This window comes from Rathayibacter rubneri (assembly GCF_023743255.1).
Classification (GTDB): domain Bacteria; phylum Actinomycetota; class Actinomycetes; order Actinomycetales; family Microbacteriaceae; genus Rathayibacter; species Rathayibacter rubneri.
Map to the genome: position 1 here is coordinate 1 of NZ_JAMRYM010000084.1, position 15,889 is coordinate 15,889.

Genomic DNA, 15,889 nt, shown 5'->3' on the forward strand with positions numbered 1-15,889 from the left:
TACACCCAGGACCAACTCGACGAGATCGCCGAAGAACTCAACGGCCGCCCCCGCAAAACCCTCGACTGGGCCAACCCCGCCCAACGCCTCAACCAACTCCTCGTTGCACCAACCGATTGACCCCAACCCCGCTCGAGCCCCCGATCGCGACCACTCGGTGCGCAGGTGATCGGCGGTGAGCAGGGCCCCCGCACCCCGCGAGCCCGGCCAGGCCGCCGCACTCGCCGGCCACCGCACGATGGCGGCCGCTACTCGGACGCGCGGAGCTCCTTCCGCATCAGCACCGCCGTCGTCTCGTAGCCGAGCGACTCGTACAGGCCGCGCGCAGTCGTGTTGAAGCCGAAGACGTTGAGGGCCAGCGCCCGGTAGCCGAGCGCGAGCGCGTGCTCCTCGGCCAGCAGCATCGCGGAGCGGCCGAACCCGCGGCCGCGGGACGGCTCGTCCACCTCCACGTCCCAGATCCACCCGACGCCCTCGAGCTCCTGCGGGTGGGGCCCCACCCAGATCACGCCGACCGGTCGACCGTCGTCGAGGATCCGCAGCACGTCGTGACCGGGCGCGAGCCGGCCGTCCGGGAAGAGGCGGTCGTGCGAGGCCTGCGCGTTCCGCTCGGCCGCCGCCTCGTCGTCCCCCGCACGGAGGCGGTCGTCGATGTACGACGCCCGCTGCGCGGTCATCCAGGCGGCGAGAGCGGAGGGAGGGAAGGGCGAGAGGGAGACGGTCACCGCTCCACGGTCGCACGCCGTCGCCCGATCCGTCACGGACCGGACACCGCGCGCGGCCGACTCGGCGCGACCGTCACCGCGCACTGCCGAGCCGTCGCTTCCCGCGGTCGGACGTGACTGATCCGCCGCGAACGGCCGCTCATCCCGAGCAGGGACGGCCGTTCGCGACGGATCGGACCGCAGCGGTTCGCCGTCAGACACGAACTGCTGCTCTGAGCACCTCAGAGCAGCAGTTCGTGTCCAACGGTGGCCGTCACGAGCGGTCGGCGTCCTCGCGCGCCGACACCTGGTCCGCGTGCTTCTTCTTGCCGAAGCGCGTCGCCAGGAACAGCAGCGACCCGACCACGACGTAGCCGGCGGTGCCGAGCCACACCACTCCGGTCTGCTGGGTCAGCAGCACGATGCTGGCGATCGTCGCGAGGATCGGCACGATCCGCGGCACCGAGAAGTGCGGGTGATCGACGCGGTCCTTCTTCAGCACCAGGACCGAGACGTTCGCCGAGATGAAGACCAGGAGCAGCAGCAGCACGGTCGTCTCGGAGAGCGTGCCGACATCGCCGAGGACGCTGAGCAGCATCGTCACGCCGCCGACGACGACGATCGACACCCACGGGGTGCGGCGGTTGGGCAGGACGCGTCCGAAGGCGCTCGGCAGCAGGCCCGCCGTGGCAAGGCCGAAGCCGACGCGGCTCGCCATGACCATGAACAGCAGCGCGCCGTTGGCGATCGCGACGAGCGCGATCAGGCCGAACAGCCAGGGCGGCACTCCTACGCCGCTGGCCGCGACCACGTCGAGCAGCGGGCCGGAGGATTCCGCGAGCTCGTCGATCGGCAGCACGATGACGGCGCCGAGGGCGATCAGGAGGTAGACGACGGCGGCCGTGAACAGTGCCGCGAAGAGGGCGCGAGGGTAGACCTTCGAGGGGTTCCGCACCTCCTCGGCCATGTTGGCCGCGGCCTCGAAGCCGAGGAAGGAGAAGAAGGCGACGATGGAGGCGGCGAACGCGCCCTGCAGCGGGGCGACCTCGGGGTTGAACTCGAGCACGCGCGAGAAGTCGCCGTTGCCGCCGCCGAAGAAGATCGCCGCGCAGACGATCACGATCACGAGGCCGCTGACCTCGATGACCGAGGCGACGAGGTTCGCGGTCAGCGACTCCTTCACTCCGCGCAGGTTCACGAGGGTGAGGATGGCGATGAAGACGAGGGCCGTGGGCACGGGCGGCACGTCCAGCAGAGCGCCCAGGTAGTCGCCCGCGAAGGCGTTCGCGAGGGCGGCGGCCGTCGTGATGCCCGACGCCATCATCAGGAAGCCGACCAGGAAGGAGAGGTACGGCTTTCCGAAGGCGCGGTCGACGTAGCGGGCGGCTCCGCCCGCGTGCGGGTACTTCGTGATCAGCTCGGCGTAGGTGCCGGCCGTCAGCAGCGCGATCACCAGCGCGATCAGCAGCGGGAGCCAGATCACGCCGCCCACGTCGTTCGCCATCGTGCCCACGAGCGTGTAGATGCCCGCGCCGAGGGTGTCGCCGACGATGAAGGCGAACAGCAGAGGGCCGGTGATGACCTTCTTCAGCGATCCTTTGCCCGCCTCGGATCCCTTGCCGGTCCCCGGGGAGCTCTCGCCGGTCGTGCTCGTCGTATCCGTCATCCGGCAACTCCACCCATCCGGGGGCACTCAGCGCAAGCCCCGGCGGTCGATCGCTGCGAGATTTCTCACGGTCGAAACATCACGGCGAGCGGTCGTCGACCGGCAGCTGCGCCCCGATCACCCGCAGCAGCTCGAGCTTCTCGTGGCTCGGCGACCCGGGTGCCGCCGTGTACACGAGCAGCGCGTGCGAGTCGACCGGGTCGATCAGCGTCTGGCAGGCGAGGTCGAGGCGCCCGAGCTCGGGGTGCTCGAACCGCTTCGTCTCGCCGGGCCGGATCCCCACCTCGTGGAGCGCCCAGAGTCGGCGGAACTCGTCGCTGCGCGCGAGGAGCAGCTCGACGTAGCGGGCGGCGCGCGAGCCGGGTCCGCGGCGGCTGAGGATCTCTCGCAGCCCCGACGCCCAGAGGCGGGACAGGTGCTCGTGACCTTCCTCGGCGTAGACCGCCCGGCTCGACGGATCGGTGAACCAGCGGTAGCCGATGCTGCGCTCGGGCCCGGTGAAACGGGTGAGGTCGCCGGTGAGCGCGACGCCGAGCGGAGTCTGCCGCAGAGTCTCGCCGAGCTCCGTCACGATCTCGGCGGGCGTGTCCTGCAGGCGGTCGAGGATCCGGAGCAGTCCGGGACCGACATGCCCGTCCGTCGCTCCGCGCTCAGGCGGCCGGTGGCCGGCGAGGTGGAAGAGGTGGTCGCGCTCGGCGAGGGTGAGATGGAGCCCCTGGGCGATCGCGGCGAGCATCTGCTCCGACGGCTGGGGGCTCCGGCCCCGCTCGATGCGGGCGTAGTAGTCGGCCGACATGCTGCAGCGCGCGGCGACCTCCTCGCGGCGGAGTCCGGCGGTGCGGCGGCGCGCCGTCCGCGGCAGCCCCACGTCCTCGGGCTGCAGCGACTCCCGTCGTGCGCGGAGGAACTCGGCGAGACCCTCCCGGTCCGTCGTGCGCATCGCTCCTCCAGCCGTCGGCTCTCTTTCTAGCGCGGCGGGTGCCGCCCAGCCACTGCTCGCCGATCAGCGGCTGAGCGGGCCGTTCCTCCGGGTGCCGGTGCCGCACAGGCTGGCGGAACTGCAGGACCGCACCGGTCCCGACCCCGAACAGGAGCCCGCCATGGCACGCCGACCGATCGATCTCAGTCCCTCCGACCTCGCCCGGCTCGCCGGTCTCTCCGGCCGCCGCGCCCTCGTCACCGGGGGCAGCGACGGCCTGGGCCTCGTCCTCGCCGGTCGGCTGGCCGCGGCGGGCGCCGAGGTGGTGCTGCCCGTCCGCGATCGGGCGAAGGGGGAGGCGGGCGCCGCGAGGATCCGCGAGCGGCACCCCGGTGCCGTCGTCTCGCTCCGCGACCTCGATCTCGCGTCGCTCGACTCCGTGGCGGCGCTCGCCGCGGTGCTCGCCGACGAAGGCACCCCGATCCACCTGCTCGTCGCGAACGCGGGAGTGATGCCCCCGCCGGCCCGCCGCAGCACCGTCGACGGCTTCGAGCTGCAGCTCGGCACCAACCACCTCGGCCACTTCGCCCTGATCGGCCGCCTCCTGCCACTGCTGCGCCAGGGCCGCGCCCGCGTCGTGTCCCAGGTGAGCGTCGCCGCCGACCGGAACGCGGTGCACTGGGAGGACCCGAACTGGGAGCGCGGCTACAACGCCTTCCGCGCCTACAGCTCGTCGAAGATCGCCCTCGGGCTGTTCGGCCTCGAGCTCGAGCGCAGGAGCGCTGCGCGCGGCTGGGGGATCACGAGCAACCTCTCCCACCCCGGAGTGGCACCCACCAGTCTGCTCGCGGCCCGGCCCGAGACGGGGCGCGACCGCGACGGCGTCGACGTGCGGCTCATCCGGGCGCTGTCGCGGCGGGGCCTGCTGGTGGGCACGGTCGAGACCGCGCCGCTGCCCGCGCTCCTCGCCTCGGTCCTCGACGGCGAGGGCGGCCGTTTCGTCGGGCCGGGCGGTCCGGGCCGGCTGGGCGGTGCGCCGACCGAGCAGCGCGCCTTCTCGCGCGTGCGGAGCGTCGAGGACGCGGACCGCGTCTGGCGGCTCTCGGAGGAGCTCACCGGGGTGCGGTTTTCGTGACGTGCGCGTTCACCTCGTCGTCACCCGCGGGGGCGATCATCGAGCTATGTCGATGGCAGAGCCCTTCCTCCCGTCCTCCCGGCCTTCCCGCGACGCCGAGCAGGCCGAGCGCGATCTCGACGTCGAGGCGGCCCCCGAGTCCGCCGACCCGGAGGTCGGGCTCCCGTCCGCCGGCCCCTTCCGGACGCCGGAGCCCGGCGATCGCCTGAGCGCCGATCAGCTGGCCGCCGAGATCGGCGACGGCGAGCCGGCCGACTGCGACTGAGTCAGGAGCGCGTGCTCAGCGCGACAACGACGGCCGCGGCCGCTGCGAGCGCGCGCACGCTGTTCCACGCCGTCCAGGTGCGGGCGTAGGCGGACCAGGAGGCAGGGTCCCGCTCGAGCCGCCGGTTCAGCGGCACGTTCACCGCCACGGTGATCGCGGTGCTCGCGAGGGACGCCGCGGCGACCGCTCCGTCGGCGCCATCGGAGCGGACGAGGGCCGAGACGCCGAGGGCCGCGGCGGCGACGGCGGTCCCGCTGAAGAGCAGCAGGAACGGCCCGCGCTCCGCGGCCCGGTTGATCCCGATCATGACGGCCGCGGCGTCGACCGGGTCCCGACGGCGCAGGGCGGGCACGACCATCGTGCTGAACGCCGTGTAGACGCCGGCGACGAGCCCGGAGCCGACGACCGCGACGGTGGCCAGGGCGCTCATGAGCGGGCGCTCTCGTGCAGACGAGCGACGGGGACGAGGTGAGATCTCATGCTCCCATCCCACCGCGGTGACCGTGGACGCGGAATGGTCCGGACTCCGGGAGTCCTCGGTGATCGTCTACGGTGAGCCCGTGGATCCGCTCGATCACTTCCTCGCCGGTCCGCGTGCGTCGCGGGCGTTCGCGCTCCTCATGCGGATGGGGGCGCCGTGGGGCGTCGAGGTGCGCGACGGGGCCGCCCTCACCCTGGTGGCCGTGACGGAGGGGACTGCTCGGATCGACGGCCGCCTGCTCCGGGCGGGGGACGTCGCGCTGGTGACCGGTGCCGATCCCTACGTCGTGACCGACGCGGCCGGCAGCGGAACGTCGGTCGTGATCGAGCCCGGTCAGGTCTGCCGCAGCCTCGACGGCCGCGACCTGACAGACGAGCTGCGTCACGGAGTCCGCCGCTGGGGCAACGCCGCCGACGGCGAGACCACTCTGCTCGTCGGCGCCTACGACCGTGCGGACGACGTCGGCGGCCTCGTCCTGCGGGTGCTGCCCCGCCTCGCGGTCGTCCCGTCCGGCGACGAGGGCGTCGTGCCCCTCCTCGTTCGCGAGCTCGACAAGTCCGGGGCGGCGGGCCAGATCGTCGTGGATCGGCTGCTCGATGTGCTGCTGGTCGCGACGATCCGCCGCTGGGCCGCCGAGTCCGACGCCGACGCCTGGCTCGCCTGCAGCGACCCGGTCGTCGTGGCCGCCCTCGAGCTGCTCCACGCGGAGCCGGCGGCACCGTGGACGGTCGCCGGCCTCGCGCGGCGCGTCGCCGTCTCGCGCGCCTCGCTCGCCGCCCGGTTCCGCGAGGGCACCGGCGCCCCTCCGATGACCTACCTCACCCGCTGGCGCCTCACGCTCGCGGGCGACCTGCTGCTCGATCCCGGAGTGACTATCGCCGCCGTCGCGCGCTCCGTCGGCTACGAGGACCCCTTCGCCTTCAGCTCGGCGTTCAAGCGGCACGCGGGTGTCACTCCGAGCGAGTTCCGGAGGCGCCCCCGGCTCGGGTGAGCGGTCAGCCCTCCTCGAGCACGCTCCGCAGAGCCGCGTTCGCCTCGCGCCACTCCTGGGGATCCGCGTCCTCCCACAGCTCCGTGAGCTCGCTGCCGGGGGAGTCGGCGGCGCTCAGCGCGGCCAGGGCGAGCGCCACGAGCTCGTCGTCGGGCCGCCCGGCGCGCTCGACGAAGTGCCGGATCGTGTCGGCGTGCGCGCCGCCCTCGCGACCGAGCCCGCGGGCCACGACCTCGGCGGCCGCGATCGCGCAGTCCGCGGTGTCGGCGTCCACCTGCGCCGGAGCGACGGCGGCCTCGAGCGCCTCGCGCACGTACTGCCAGTCGTCGGCTTCGTCGAGCTCGTAGACCCAGTCGCTCGCCGTGTCGTTGCCGAACGGCTCCCCACTCCATGCACCCATGGCCCGACGCTACGGCAGCCGGCGTGAGGCCGCACGGACGAGGTCCTGCAGGAGCGCCGCGGCGGCCCCGCCGTTCCTCGAGGTGACGGCGGGATGGCTCGGAGCCGCGTGGCCCGGACCGATCCGGACCGCCTTCTCCGAGTCGTCCCACGAGAGCGCACGCACCTCGGCCAGCGGCACGCGGCGCACCGGCTCGAAGAGGTCGCGGGTGTAGAGCGCGGCGTCGGTGATCGCGAGGCCGTACACGCCGGCGAAGGTGGCGCTCGAGAGCGAGACGAGGATCGCCTCGTCGGCGGGCAGCGACCACTTGGCGGCGAGCTTCGCCAGGCCCTTCGCATCCTTCGGGCGGCTCGGCAGGAGGAGGTCGCCGCTCATGCCGCTGGCGAGGACGACGTCCTCGACGCTCTCGTCCCGGGGCTCGGCGACGTCGTCGCTCGTCCGGACCGCCGCCACGACGGCCGCGAGGTAGGCCGCGGCGTCCTCGGCTCCCGCGGCCGGGAGGATCCTCGCGATCTGCTCCAGTCCGATGCCGGCGTCCGCGACCAGGAGCCGCGTGCCGTCGCTGCGGATCGTCGCCGGATCGAGGTCGACCGTGGGCAGGCGCACCGCGTCGCCTCCCGGGTCGTCGACGACGACCGCGCGGTCCGTCACGAGCACGCCGTTCGAGTGCCGGCGCCCGAGCAGATCGATCGAGTGGAACCCCCAGTACACGAGCGGCAACTCGCGACCGCGGAGCGAGTCGCCCTGCCGCATCTGCCGCACCGCGCACCAGAACACCGCCTCGGCGTCGTCGAACACCGGGTGCTCCGCCTCGCCGGCTCGGAAGACGAACGAGTGGTTCGACTCCGGTACAGGTACCGCGGCGACGAGCGCCGAGAGCCGGTCGAAGGCGGCACGGCGCTCGGGAGGGAGGGCCGCCAGCAGCTCGGCGAGGTCCCGGGGGTCGCTCACGGGGTGCCGATCCGCTCGGCGAGCGCGACGATGATCCCCTCCGGGCCGCGGACGTACGCCATCCGCCAGATCCCCTCGTGCTGACCGACGCCCCCGACGAGTGCGTACCCGTCGGCGTCGAGCGTCTCGAGCACGGCCGTGAGGTCGTCGACCACGAAGGCGAGACTCCGCAGCCCCGGCTCGTTCGCCTGCACGGCCGGGGGAACGGGCAGCGGCTCCGGCCGGACGAAGCGCGACAGCTCGACGGCGGTCCCGCCGCCGGGCGGGCGGAGCATGACGATCTCGGTCCGCGCGCCGGACATCCCGATCACCGTGTCGAGGAACTCGCCCTCCACCGGCGTCCTGCCCTCGATCTCGAGGCCGAGCCCGACGAAGAACGCCGTCGCCGCCTCGAGATCGTGCACCGTCACTCCGATGTGATCGAACCCTGTGATCCCCGCCACCGCCGCCTCCTCGCGTCCGCACTAGTCAGGCACCGGAGGCGCTCCGTGTCAACGAGCGGCTCGGTGCTGCAGCGCCGCGGCGCAGCTCGCGAGCAGCCGGGTCAGCCGTTCGCGGTCGCCGTCCGCCAGGCCGGACACCATCCGGTCCTCGACCGCGCGGACCGCGGCGCTCGCCGTCTCGAGCTGCCGGCGTCCGGACTCGGTCAGCTCGGTCGGCAGCACCCGGCCCGAGACCGGGCGCTCGGCCCGGCTGACCAGCCCCTGCTGCTCGAGCGACTGCAGCAGCACGTTCATCGACTGCCTCGTGACGAACGTCCCGCGCGCCAGCTCCGAGTTCGACAGGCCCGGGCGCTGTGCGAGCAGCTCGAGGCACGAGTAGTGCGTGATCGTCATGCCCAGCGGATGCAGCACCTCCTCCATGGCAGAGCGCAGCGCCGTCGACGCGACCTTCAGCAGGTAGCCCGGCGAGGCGGCCAGATCGATCCCGTCACCACTCATGTCAGAAGTCTGACATAGTCTGAGATGTGTCAGATGACTGACACTCGATGAAGGGAATTCCCATGACGGTCTCCGGCCCCGGCTTCGTCTCGCTCCAGGTGCGCGACCTCGACCGCTCCGCCGCGTTCTACGAGCAGCACCTCGGCTTCGTCCGACAGGCGGGCCCGCCCCACGCGGTCGTCTTCGGCACGGCACCGGCCGCATTCGCGGTCCGCTCGGCGGCGCCCGGCGTCGATCTCGATGCCGCACCACTGGGCCGCGGTATCGGGCTCTGGCTGCACGCCTCGGAGGCGGAGTCGGTGCACGCGGCCCTCGTCGCCGCCGGCGTGCCGATCGCCGCGCATCCCGTGCAGGGCCCGTTCGGGTTCACCTTCACCTTCGAGGACCCGGACGGCTACCTGATCACCCTCCACGACCGCGCCTGAGGGCACTTGCCGGCCTCGGTCGGCGCCCGTTACCGTCAGGGCACTCCGCCGACGACGAGGACTGCGAGGCACCCGTGGGACAGCTGATCTACTCCATGATCACCTCGCTCGACGGCTACGCCCTCGACGCGGAGGGCGGCTGCGACTTCCTCGAGGTGGGTCAGGAGGCGCACGACTTCTTCGCCGAGCAGCTGCGCTCGGTCGGCACCTTCCTCTACGGCCGCCGCATGTACGAGACGATGCTGTTCTGGGAGACCGCGCATCGGGATCCCGCGCACCCGCCGTTCATCGTCGACTTCGCGCGCGCGTGGCAGGCGGCCGACAAGATCGTCTACTCGACGACGCTGCAGGAGGTGTCGAGCGAGCGGACGCGGATCGAGCGCTCCTTCGATCCCGACGAGATCCGTGCGCTCAAGGCCGCGTCGACGGCCGATCTGACCGTCGACGGACCGGAGCTCGCCTCGCACGCGATCCGCGCGGGCCTCGTCGACGAGTTCCAGCCCGTCCTCGGGCCCCTCGCGGTCGGCGGAGGCACGCCCTTCTTCCCGGCGGGAGTGCGGCTGGATCTGCGGCTGCTCGATCAGCACCGCTTCGCCTCCGGTGGACTGTGGCTGCGCTACGCGGCCGTGCAGTCCGCGGGCTGAGCCCGGCTGGTCCGCGGAGGCCCGGTGCGGCCGGTGCTCCCGGTCGGACCTCCGGCTCGCAGGATCCGGTTCGGCTCGCGAGAACCGCGGGTTCCGGCGAGCCGAACGTGGTTCCACGAGCCGGAGGTCCTGCGGTCGGGCGTCCGGCTCGCGGGATCGGGTCCGGTCCGCGAGCTCGACCCCTTCTTCATGAACGCCGGGCCGATCGCGGCGCGCCTGGTCCTGGACACCGTCACGTCCACGATCGGCTGACGCGGCCTCCCTCCCTGCGGCCGGCCCCGGTAGACTGGAGCGCTTCGCAGTCGAGAGTGGAGCGGTCGCGGAGGAACGATGGGCAAGAAGCGCAATCAGGGACGACCCGGCGGCGGGCGCTCCGGCGGCGGTCAGGGCGGGTCCGGAGGCGGGCGCACCGCCGAGACCGCGATGATGGTCCGGTTCCGCAGCTGGTACCGCTCGCACCTCGTCGAGGTCGGCGCCCTGCACGAGCACCTCGACGTCGACGAGGCCGTGGAGGTCCTCACCGACCTCTTCGCGATGACCCGCGACCTCCGCCCCCGCGGCTCGTTCGCCCAGCCGGACGCCGAGCTGCTCGAGGCGGTCTTCGACCAGATCGAGTCCGACCTCTCGGGCGAGGAGAGCGAGGCCGATCTCGACGACACGCTCTTCACCGTCGCCGAGGTCATCGAGCACTTCCTCGACTTCCTGACCGACGAGGACCTCTGGACCGGCACCGACGAGGAGCTCGACGACTGCCAGGCCGTCCTCGACGAGGTCCTCGACCTCGCCGGCTCGTTCGTCGAGGCCGTCCTCGACGACCTCACCGCCGTCGAGGACGTCCCGGCCGACCGGCAGCTCGCCGCCGCTCGGGCCACCGCGCTCGTGCACGCCGCCGACGTCGTCGTGGAGCACCTGGCGGGTGCCGACGACGCGACGCTGTCCGAGCGCGCCGCCCGCGAGCTCGCGGTCGAGGCGGGCATCGCGTCCGCCGGCTCGACCCCGAGCGACGACGCCGTCCGCATCCCGGTCTCGGCCTGGTGGGACGCGCTCGTGGCCTCCGCCGTGCTCGACTCGGAGGGCTCCGTCGCCGTGCTCGGCGACGCCGCGCCGCTCTGGCGCAGCTCCGACGCGGCCGAGGCCGCCGCCGAGCGCGTGGCCTACATCGCCCGGTTCCTCGAGCAGTGGCTCGTCAGCGCGCAGGCCGCGCTCGCCTCCTCCGACACCCAGAGCGGAGCCTTCGCACCGCGCGACCGCGCCGTCACGACGACCGACGCGGTCCTGCTGCGCATCGCCGTCGCCTGCCAGTCGGAGATCCACCCGGGTCTCGTCGTCGGCGAGCTGGTCGACGAGCTGGCGGCCGACGCCGACGTGGCGCTCGAGGAGTCGCTCGACGAGCGCGAGCGCATGGTGGGCGCGGCCGAGCGGATGCTCGACGACGCCGCCGAGCTCGGCCTGCTCCTGCACTCCCCGGAGTTCGGCTACGTGGTGCCCGAGGGCCTGCAGCCCGTGCTCGCCTCGGTGGTCCGCGCGAGCATCGTGCTGCTCGGCGAGCGCGACGCCTCGCGGCTCGAGATCCTCGACGAGGCCACGCAGGACACCGCCTCCGCGTACGCCCTGCGGGTCTCGCTGCTCGGCACGAAGCCCGTGGTCTGGCGTCGGCTCGAGCTCTCCTCCGAGTCGTCGCTGCGCGACCTGCACCTGGCCCTCCAGCTCTCGCTGGGCTGGACCGACGCGCAGCCGCACTACTTCAGCGTCGGCGTGCCCGACGAGGAGGGTTCCCGCATCGGCTCGCCCGCCGACGCCGAGGAGCTCGGCGCCGACCTCGTCGACGAGTCCTCCGTCGCGCTGGCCGACGTGCTCGAGAACGTCCAGGACGAGCTGTTCTACGTCTACGACCTCGAGGACGAGTGGCGCCACGTCATCCGTCTCGAGGCGGTCTCGCCGCTCGGCGCGGCTCTTCCGCGGTGCACGGGAGCGCGGGGCGCGGCTCCGATCGACGCCCCCGGCGGCCCGGCGGCCTGGGCCGACACGGTCCGCGCGGCCATCGACGCGACCTCGGCCGACCACGCCGAGGCGCTCGAGTCGCTCGGCCTCGCCGCCGGAGCGTCGTTCGATCCGGCCGCGGTCGACGTCGACGGCATCAACCGCTCGCTCGGACTGCTCCGCTCGGGGGTCTGACCGCACGACGCCGGCCGGGAGCGCCCCTCGGCCGCGAGGGTGGCCGAGGAGCGCTCTCAGTCGAGGTACGGCACGCTCACGGCGTGAGCAGCAGCTTGCCGATGTGGCCGGACGCCCGCATCCGCTCGTGCGCCGTCTCGGCCTCGGCCAGCGGCAGCACCTCGTCGATCACCGGTCGCACCGTGCCGTCGGCGACCAGCGGCCAGACCTTCTCGCGCACCTGGGCGATGATCGCGCGCCGCTCCTCGAGCGGCCGCGCCCGGAGGGTCGTGGCGTGCACCGCGCCGCGACGGCCCATCAGGGCGCCGACGTCGAGCGCTCCGGTCGCTCCGGACTGGTTGCCGATGAAGACGATCCGGCCGCCGGTCGCCAGCGCCTCGACGTCGCGCGCCAGGTAGCCCCCGCCGATCGGATCCAGGATCACGTCGACGCCGCGGCCGCCGGTCTCCTCGCGGATCCGCTCGACGAAGTCCTCCTCGCGGTAGTCGATCAGGATGTCGGCGCCGAGCGCGCGGCAGGCGTCGAGCTTGCGCGGACTGCCGGCGGTCACTGCGACCCGCGCTCCGATCGCGAGGGCGATCTGGATCGCGGACGTGCCGATCCCGCTGCCGCCGCCGTGCACGAGCACCGTCTCGCCCGCTCGGAGCCCCGCCGTCATCACCAGGTTCGACCAGACCGTGGCGGTCGCCTCGGGCAGTGCCGCCGCCGAGATCAGCCCGATCGAGGCCGGCACGGGGAGCAGCAGCCCCGCGTCGACCGCGACGTACTCGGCGTACCCGCCGCCGGACAGCAGCGCGCAGACCTCGTCGCCCACGGCGACTCCGCCGACGCCCGGGCCGAGCGCGACGACCGAGCCCGACACTTCCATCCCGAGGATCCCGGAGGCCCCGGGCGGCGGCGGGTAGACGCCGGCGCGCTGCCCGAGGTCGGCGCGGTTCACCCCCGCCGCGGCGACGTGCAGCAGCACCTCGCCCTCGCGGGGGACGGGGTCGGGCACCTCCTCGAGGACGAGGCGGGAGTCGGGTCCGGGTGCGTCGACGCGGATGGCATGCATGCCGCGATGCTACGCCGCGCGCTCGGGGCCGGGGTCAGGCGTGCTCGGCGAGGAACGCGAGCACGGCGTCCTTGAAGGCGCGCGCGGGCACCGTGCTGGTGTGGTCGCGCCCCGGCACGCCGACGAAGCGGGCGCCGGCCTCGGCCGCGAGCCGCTCTCCTCCGGGAGCGATCGGGTCGGCGTCGCCGGTGACCAGCAGCATCGGCAGCGCCGGATGCTCGCCCGCCTCGGGGTGCGCTCCGCCGCGCACGCCGTCGGCCACGGCCACGAGCGCCGCGAGGTCGTTGCCGGCGACCCCCTCGGCCATGCCGAGGAAGGCGCGGGTGAAGGAGTCGTCGATCTCCCCTCCGCTCGCCACGCGCACCCGCGCCGCCTCGGCGTCGAAGCGGGCGAGCGGCTCGCCGACGGTGAGCCCGCCGAGGCTGAGCGTGGCGACGAGCTCCGGGTGCCGGAGCCCGAGCACCCAGCTCATCCGCGCGCCGAGCGAGTAGCCCAGGACGTGCGGACCCAGGAGGTCGTAGGACTCGATCACGCGCACGAGGTCCTGCACCATCACGTCGACCCCGTAGGCGTCCGGGTGGTGCGGCTTCTCGCTCGCTCCGTGCCCGCGCTGGTCCAGCGCGACGACGCGGTACCCGGCGCGGACGAGGGTGCGCAGCCAGCCCGCCGTCTCCCAGTTGAGGACCGCGTTCGAGGCGAAGCCGTGCACGGCGAGGACGGTGGGCGCGCTCTCGTCGCCGACGGAGTAGGTGGCGAGGCGGGTCCCGTCGTCGGCGACGACGAGGACGGGGGAGGGGAAGGCGATCGGGGTCACCGCTCCACCCTGCCGCATCCGGAGTGAGCCCCGACGCCGCCGGTCAGCGCGGCGACCGGGAGGAGCGCACGAACGGCACCGCGATCGGCAGCCGCACCGCGCGCCCCCGTCCCGAGCGGATCCCGAGCACCACGCAGAGCACGAGGTTCAGCACGGCGAGAGCGAGGATCGCCGAGATCGTGACCACGGGCCAGTCGGCCGCGAGGGTGTCGCGCACCGAGACGAGGGCGAGGTGCAGCGGCACCAGCATCAGCTGCAGGGCGAGGTAGGTCAGCTGCCAGTTGACGGCGACGACGCCGTTGCGGTCGCTGAGGGTGCCGATGCGGCGGCGGGCGCCCCAGGTCATCACGGTCGCGGTGAGGGAGATCAGCGGCGACAGCAGAACGAAGCCCGCGATCGCGGAGAGTCCCGCGAACCAGATCGCCCGGGCCCCGCGGCTGTCCCGGGTCCGGTGCCGGATCTCGTCGTCGTCCATCCGTCACCGCCTCCTCGCGTGCACCGGTGGAGCACCGGTCGTCCCAGTCTCGCACCCGCCCCCGCCTGGGCGCGGGGGGTTCCCCCCGTCCTCCGGGGGTTCACCGGATGGGGCGGACTCCGGAGCGTCCGTAGCGTGGAGTCATCGCCGGAGACACCGGCCACCACCCGAATCAGGAGCAGCACGCATGTCCAGCGACGAGCCCACCACCCGCAGCACCGCCGCCTCCGAGCAGCCGACCGAGGACCTGGGGACGCGCGCCACGGCGGTGCTCCCCGATCTCCCTGCCGAGGAGCGCGAGTCGACTCTCCTCGGCGCGGAGCCGTCGCGGCAGTCGCGCGTCGAGGAGCCGGCGGCCGGGACGTCGCGTCCGGAGCAGCTGCGCCCCGAGAGCCCGCGCACCTCGTACCCCGCCCCGTACGGCTCCCCGAGCGTGCCGGCGTACGCCGCCGCTCCGACGCCGTCCACCCCGTTCTCGCTGACCAGCCTGATCCTCGGCGTGACCTCGGTCTTCTTCGGCCTGACCGTCGTCGCGCCGGTCGCCGGACTCGTGTTCGGCATCCTGGGGCTCCGCCGCGAGCCGACGGGCCGCACCCTCGCCATCTGGGGCATCGTCCTCAACTCGGTGATGCTCGGGTTCGTCGCCCTGATCGCCGTGTTCCTGATCTTCGCCGGACTTCTCGTGCCGTTCATCGCGTACGCGAGCGGCGACTACTCCTGATCGGGAGCGCGTCAGCCCGTCGCGAGCGGTCGTCGGCGCGGAGCGATCCGTCAGCGGTGCACCCGCCGCTCAGACCGCCGTCCACGACGGATCGGCCGCCGTCCTCCGGTCGCGGTGCGCACGCGCAGCCGCCACGAGACCGCTGAACAGCCGGTCGTCGGCGTCGTCCTCCTCCGGGTGCCACTGGACGCCGAGCACGAACGGCCGACCCGGCAGCTCCACGGCCTCGATCGTCCCGTCGGCGGTCCGCGCCGAGACGACGAGCCCCTCGGCCACGCGATCGACCGCCTGGTGGTGGTGGACCTTCGCCACGACCGCGTCCTCGCCGAGCAGCGACCGCAGGTGCGACTCCGGCGCGATCGCGACGTCGACGTGCGAGAAGACTCCGCCTCCCGCCTGGTAGCGGCGGTCGCCGACGACGTCGGGCAGGTGCTGGTGCAGAGTGCCGCCGAGGCTCACGTTGAGCAGCTGCGCCCCGCGGCAGACGCCGAGCACGGGCACGTCCCGCTCGAGCGCGGCGGCGAGCAGGGCGTCCTCCCACGCGTCGCGGTCGGGGCGGGGCGCGTCGGTCTCGGGATGCGGCTCCTGGCCGTAGAGAGCGGGATCGAGGTCGAGTCCGCCCGTGAGCACCAGGGCGTCGAGCCGGTCGACGACGGCCCGGGCGATCTCCTCGGTGGCCGGCTGCGGCGGGAGCAGCAGCGCGACTCCGCCGGCGCGCGTCACCGAGTCGAGGTAGCTCGCGGGCAGGTACGGCGCCTCGAGGTCCCAGACGTCCGAGACGATGCGCTCGCGGTACGTGGTGAGGCCGATGATCGGCCGGGGTGCGCTCGCGTGCGGCACGGGTCCTCCTGTCGTCGCTCCGCCCGGGCGTGCGGAGCGGATCCGGGACGATGAAACCACGGAGGGGAGGCTGCGTCTGTGCGATCTGCAGGGGATCCGCCCGGGAAGGCGCCTTCCTCCGCATCCGTCGCCCCCGCGGCCGCCGGATCTCCTGCACACCGCACCGACTCCTGCAGATCGCACCGACTCCTGCGGATCGCACCGACTCCTGCACAACCCGCCTTCTCCTGCACACCGCGCCGTCTCCTGCGGATCGCACCGGCGGCCCCGACCCCCCCCGGCCCGGCC

19 protein-coding genes and 1 pseudogene are annotated in these 15,889 nt (G+C 73.5%); 8 read left to right on the forward strand and 12 right to left on the reverse strand.

The features are described from left to right. A pseudogene (locus NB037_RS15305) lies at positions 1 to 120 on the forward strand (IS30 family transposase); the annotation flags it as partial. 128 nt (positions 121 to 248) lie between these two features. Here NB037_RS15305 and NB037_RS15310 read toward each other — a convergent pair. The 3 genes from NB037_RS15310 to NB037_RS15320 form a co-directional block, all read right to left on the reverse strand. After that, positions 249 to 725 (reverse strand): GNAT family N-acetyltransferase, encoded by a 477-nt coding sequence (locus NB037_RS15310; RefSeq protein WP_251947149.1) that lies wholly within the window; start codon positions 723 to 725, stop codon positions 249 to 251. Positions 726 to 978: 253 nt separating this feature from the next. Continuing rightward, positions 979 to 2,370, reverse strand: a complete 1,392-nt coding sequence (locus tag NB037_RS15315) for an APC family permease (RefSeq protein WP_251947152.1) — start codon at positions 2,368 to 2,370, stop codon at positions 979 to 981. A gap of 79 nt (positions 2,371 to 2,449) precedes the next feature. Beyond that, complete coding sequence (locus NB037_RS15320) at positions 2,450 to 3,310, reverse strand: helix-turn-helix transcriptional regulator (protein WP_251947155.1); 861 nt, start codon at positions 3,308 to 3,310, stop codon at positions 2,450 to 2,452. Between the two features lie 160 nt (positions 3,311 to 3,470). Here NB037_RS15320 and NB037_RS15325 point away from each other — a divergent pair, with 160 nt between their 5' ends. Beyond that, on the forward strand, positions 3,471 to 4,424 hold the full coding sequence (locus NB037_RS15325; protein WP_251947158.1) for an SDR family oxidoreductase: 954 nt from the start codon (positions 3,471 to 3,473) through the stop codon (positions 4,422 to 4,424). Between the two features lie 46 nt (positions 4,425 to 4,470). Beyond that, positions 4,471 to 4,689 (forward strand): hypothetical protein, encoded by a 219-nt coding sequence (locus tag NB037_RS15330; protein WP_251947161.1) that lies wholly within the window; start codon positions 4,471 to 4,473, stop codon positions 4,687 to 4,689. A 1-nt stretch (position 4,690) separates the two neighbouring features. Here NB037_RS15330 and NB037_RS15335 read toward each other — a convergent pair whose 3' ends face one another. After that, positions 4,691 to 5,119, reverse strand: coding sequence for an anthrone oxygenase family protein (locus NB037_RS15335; RefSeq protein WP_251947164.1), 429 nt, complete (start codon positions 5,117 to 5,119; stop codon positions 4,691 to 4,693). A gap of 130 nt (positions 5,120 to 5,249) precedes the next feature. Between NB037_RS15335 and NB037_RS15340 the strand changes: the two genes are divergently transcribed. Next, positions 5,250 to 6,161 carry an AraC family transcriptional regulator gene (locus tag NB037_RS15340; RefSeq protein ID WP_251947167.1) on the forward strand — a complete coding sequence of 304 codons (912 nt, stop codon included), beginning with the start codon at positions 5,250 to 5,252 and terminating at the stop codon, positions 6,159 to 6,161. Positions 6,162 to 6,165: 4 nt separating this feature from the next. Here the strand turns inward: NB037_RS15340 and NB037_RS15345 are convergent, their stop codons facing one another. The 4 genes from NB037_RS15345 to NB037_RS15360 are packed head-to-tail and all read right to left on the reverse strand — an operon-like array spanning position 6,166 to position 8,453. Then, positions 6,166 to 6,561: a DUF4259 domain-containing protein gene (locus NB037_RS15345; RefSeq protein WP_251947170.1), complete on the reverse strand. Its 396-nt coding sequence runs from the start codon at positions 6,559 to 6,561 to the stop codon at positions 6,166 to 6,168. Between the two features lie 9 nt (positions 6,562 to 6,570). After that, entirely contained in the window at positions 6,571 to 7,512 is a 942-nt protein-coding gene (locus NB037_RS15350) for a hypothetical protein (RefSeq protein ID WP_251947172.1), read from the reverse strand. Then, a complete protein-coding gene (locus NB037_RS15355) occupies positions 7,509 to 7,955 on the reverse strand; it encodes a VOC family protein (protein WP_251947174.1) in 447 nt (148 codons plus the stop codon). The genes NB037_RS15350 and NB037_RS15355 overlap by 4 nt, the downstream gene beginning before the upstream one ends. A 48-nt stretch (positions 7,956 to 8,003) precedes the next feature. Then, the gene (locus NB037_RS15360; RefSeq protein ID WP_251947176.1) at positions 8,004 to 8,453 is read right to left on the reverse strand and encodes a MarR family winged helix-turn-helix transcriptional regulator; all 450 of its coding nucleotides are present in this window, start codon (positions 8,451 to 8,453) and stop codon (positions 8,004 to 8,006) included. Positions 8,454 to 8,515: 62 nt separating this feature from the next. Between NB037_RS15360 and NB037_RS15365 the strand changes: the two genes are divergently transcribed. From NB037_RS15365 to NB037_RS15375, 3 genes are all read left to right on the forward strand, one after another. Then, the gene (locus NB037_RS15365; RefSeq protein WP_251947178.1) at positions 8,516 to 8,878 is read left to right on the forward strand and encodes a VOC family protein; all 363 of its coding nucleotides are present in this window, start codon (positions 8,516 to 8,518) and stop codon (positions 8,876 to 8,878) included. Positions 8,879 to 8,952: 74 nt separating this feature from the next. Further along, on the forward strand, positions 8,953 to 9,522 hold the full coding sequence (locus NB037_RS15370; RefSeq protein WP_251947180.1) for a dihydrofolate reductase family protein: 570 nt from the start codon (positions 8,953 to 8,955) through the stop codon (positions 9,520 to 9,522). A gap of 330 nt (positions 9,523 to 9,852) precedes the next feature. Beyond that, positions 9,853 to 11,697: a plasmid pRiA4b ORF-3 family protein gene (locus NB037_RS15375; protein WP_251947182.1), complete on the forward strand. Its 1,845-nt coding sequence runs from the start codon at positions 9,853 to 9,855 to the stop codon at positions 11,695 to 11,697. 76 nt (positions 11,698 to 11,773) lie between these two features. Here the strand turns inward: NB037_RS15375 and NB037_RS15380 are convergent, their stop codons facing one another. The 3 genes from NB037_RS15380 to NB037_RS15390 are packed head-to-tail and all read right to left on the reverse strand — an operon-like array spanning position 11,774 to position 14,040. Next, positions 11,774 to 12,751 carry an NAD(P)H-quinone oxidoreductase gene (locus NB037_RS15380; RefSeq protein ID WP_251947184.1) on the reverse strand — a complete coding sequence of 326 codons (978 nt, stop codon included), beginning with the start codon at positions 12,749 to 12,751 and terminating at the stop codon, positions 11,774 to 11,776. 34 nt (positions 12,752 to 12,785) lie between these two features. After that, the gene (locus NB037_RS15385; RefSeq protein WP_251947186.1) at positions 12,786 to 13,565 is read right to left on the reverse strand and encodes an alpha/beta fold hydrolase; all 780 of its coding nucleotides are present in this window, start codon (positions 13,563 to 13,565) and stop codon (positions 12,786 to 12,788) included. Between the two features lie 43 nt (positions 13,566 to 13,608). Next, positions 13,609 to 14,040, reverse strand: a complete 432-nt coding sequence (locus NB037_RS15390) for a magnetosome magnetite crystal formation protein family (RefSeq protein WP_251947188.1) — start codon at positions 14,038 to 14,040, stop codon at positions 13,609 to 13,611. A gap of 187 nt (positions 14,041 to 14,227) precedes the next feature. On the opposite strand from NB037_RS15390, the gene NB037_RS15395 reads away from it, so the two are divergent. Further along, positions 14,228 to 14,761 (forward strand): hypothetical protein, encoded by a 534-nt coding sequence (locus tag NB037_RS15395; protein ID WP_251947190.1) that lies wholly within the window; start codon positions 14,228 to 14,230, stop codon positions 14,759 to 14,761. Between the two features lie 69 nt (positions 14,762 to 14,830). On the opposite strand, the gene NB037_RS15400 is transcribed toward NB037_RS15395, so the two are convergent. Beyond that, positions 14,831 to 15,601, reverse strand: a complete 771-nt coding sequence (locus NB037_RS15400; protein WP_251947192.1) for a gamma-glutamyl-gamma-aminobutyrate hydrolase family protein — start codon at positions 15,599 to 15,601, stop codon at positions 14,831 to 14,833. Positions 15,602 to 15,889: the final 288 nt, after the last annotated feature.

Excerpts from the sequence above, each read along its gene's own strand:
- NB037_RS15315 (WP_251947152.1), bottom strand. The coding sequence starts at position 2,370 with ATGACGGATACGACGAGCACGACCGGCGAGAGCTCCCCGGGGACCGGC.
- NB037_RS15320 (WP_251947155.1), bottom strand. The coding sequence starts at position 3,310 with ATGCGCACGACGGACCGGGAGGGTCTCGCCGAGTTCCTCCGCGCACGA.
- NB037_RS15325 (WP_251947158.1), top strand. The coding sequence starts at position 3,471 with ATGGCACGCCGACCGATCGATCTCAGTCCCTCCGACCTCGCCCGGCTC.
- NB037_RS15330 (WP_251947161.1), top strand. The coding sequence starts at position 4,471 with ATGTCGATGGCAGAGCCCTTCCTCCCGTCCTCCCGGCCTTCCCGCGAC.
- NB037_RS15335 (WP_251947164.1), bottom strand. The coding sequence starts at position 5,119 with ATGAGCGCCCTGGCCACCGTCGCGGTCGTCGGCTCCGGGCTCGTCGCC.
- NB037_RS15345 (WP_251947170.1), bottom strand. The coding sequence starts at position 6,561 with ATGGGTGCATGGAGTGGGGAGCCGTTCGGCAACGACACGGCGAGCGAC.
- NB037_RS15360 (WP_251947176.1), bottom strand. The coding sequence starts at position 8,453 with ATGAGTGGTGACGGGATCGATCTGGCCGCCTCGCCGGGCTACCTGCTG.
- NB037_RS15365 (WP_251947178.1), top strand. The coding sequence starts at position 8,516 with ATGACGGTCTCCGGCCCCGGCTTCGTCTCGCTCCAGGTGCGCGACCTC.
- NB037_RS15375 (WP_251947182.1), top strand. The coding sequence starts at position 9,853 with ATGGGCAAGAAGCGCAATCAGGGACGACCCGGCGGCGGGCGCTCCGGC.
- NB037_RS15380 (WP_251947184.1), bottom strand. The coding sequence starts at position 12,751 with ATGCATGCCATCCGCGTCGACGCACCCGGACCCGACTCCCGCCTCGTC.
- NB037_RS15390 (WP_251947188.1), bottom strand. The coding sequence starts at position 14,040 with ATGGACGACGACGAGATCCGGCACCGGACCCGGGACAGCCGCGGGGCC.
- NB037_RS15395 (WP_251947190.1), top strand. The coding sequence starts at position 14,228 with ATGTCCAGCGACGAGCCCACCACCCGCAGCACCGCCGCCTCCGAGCAG.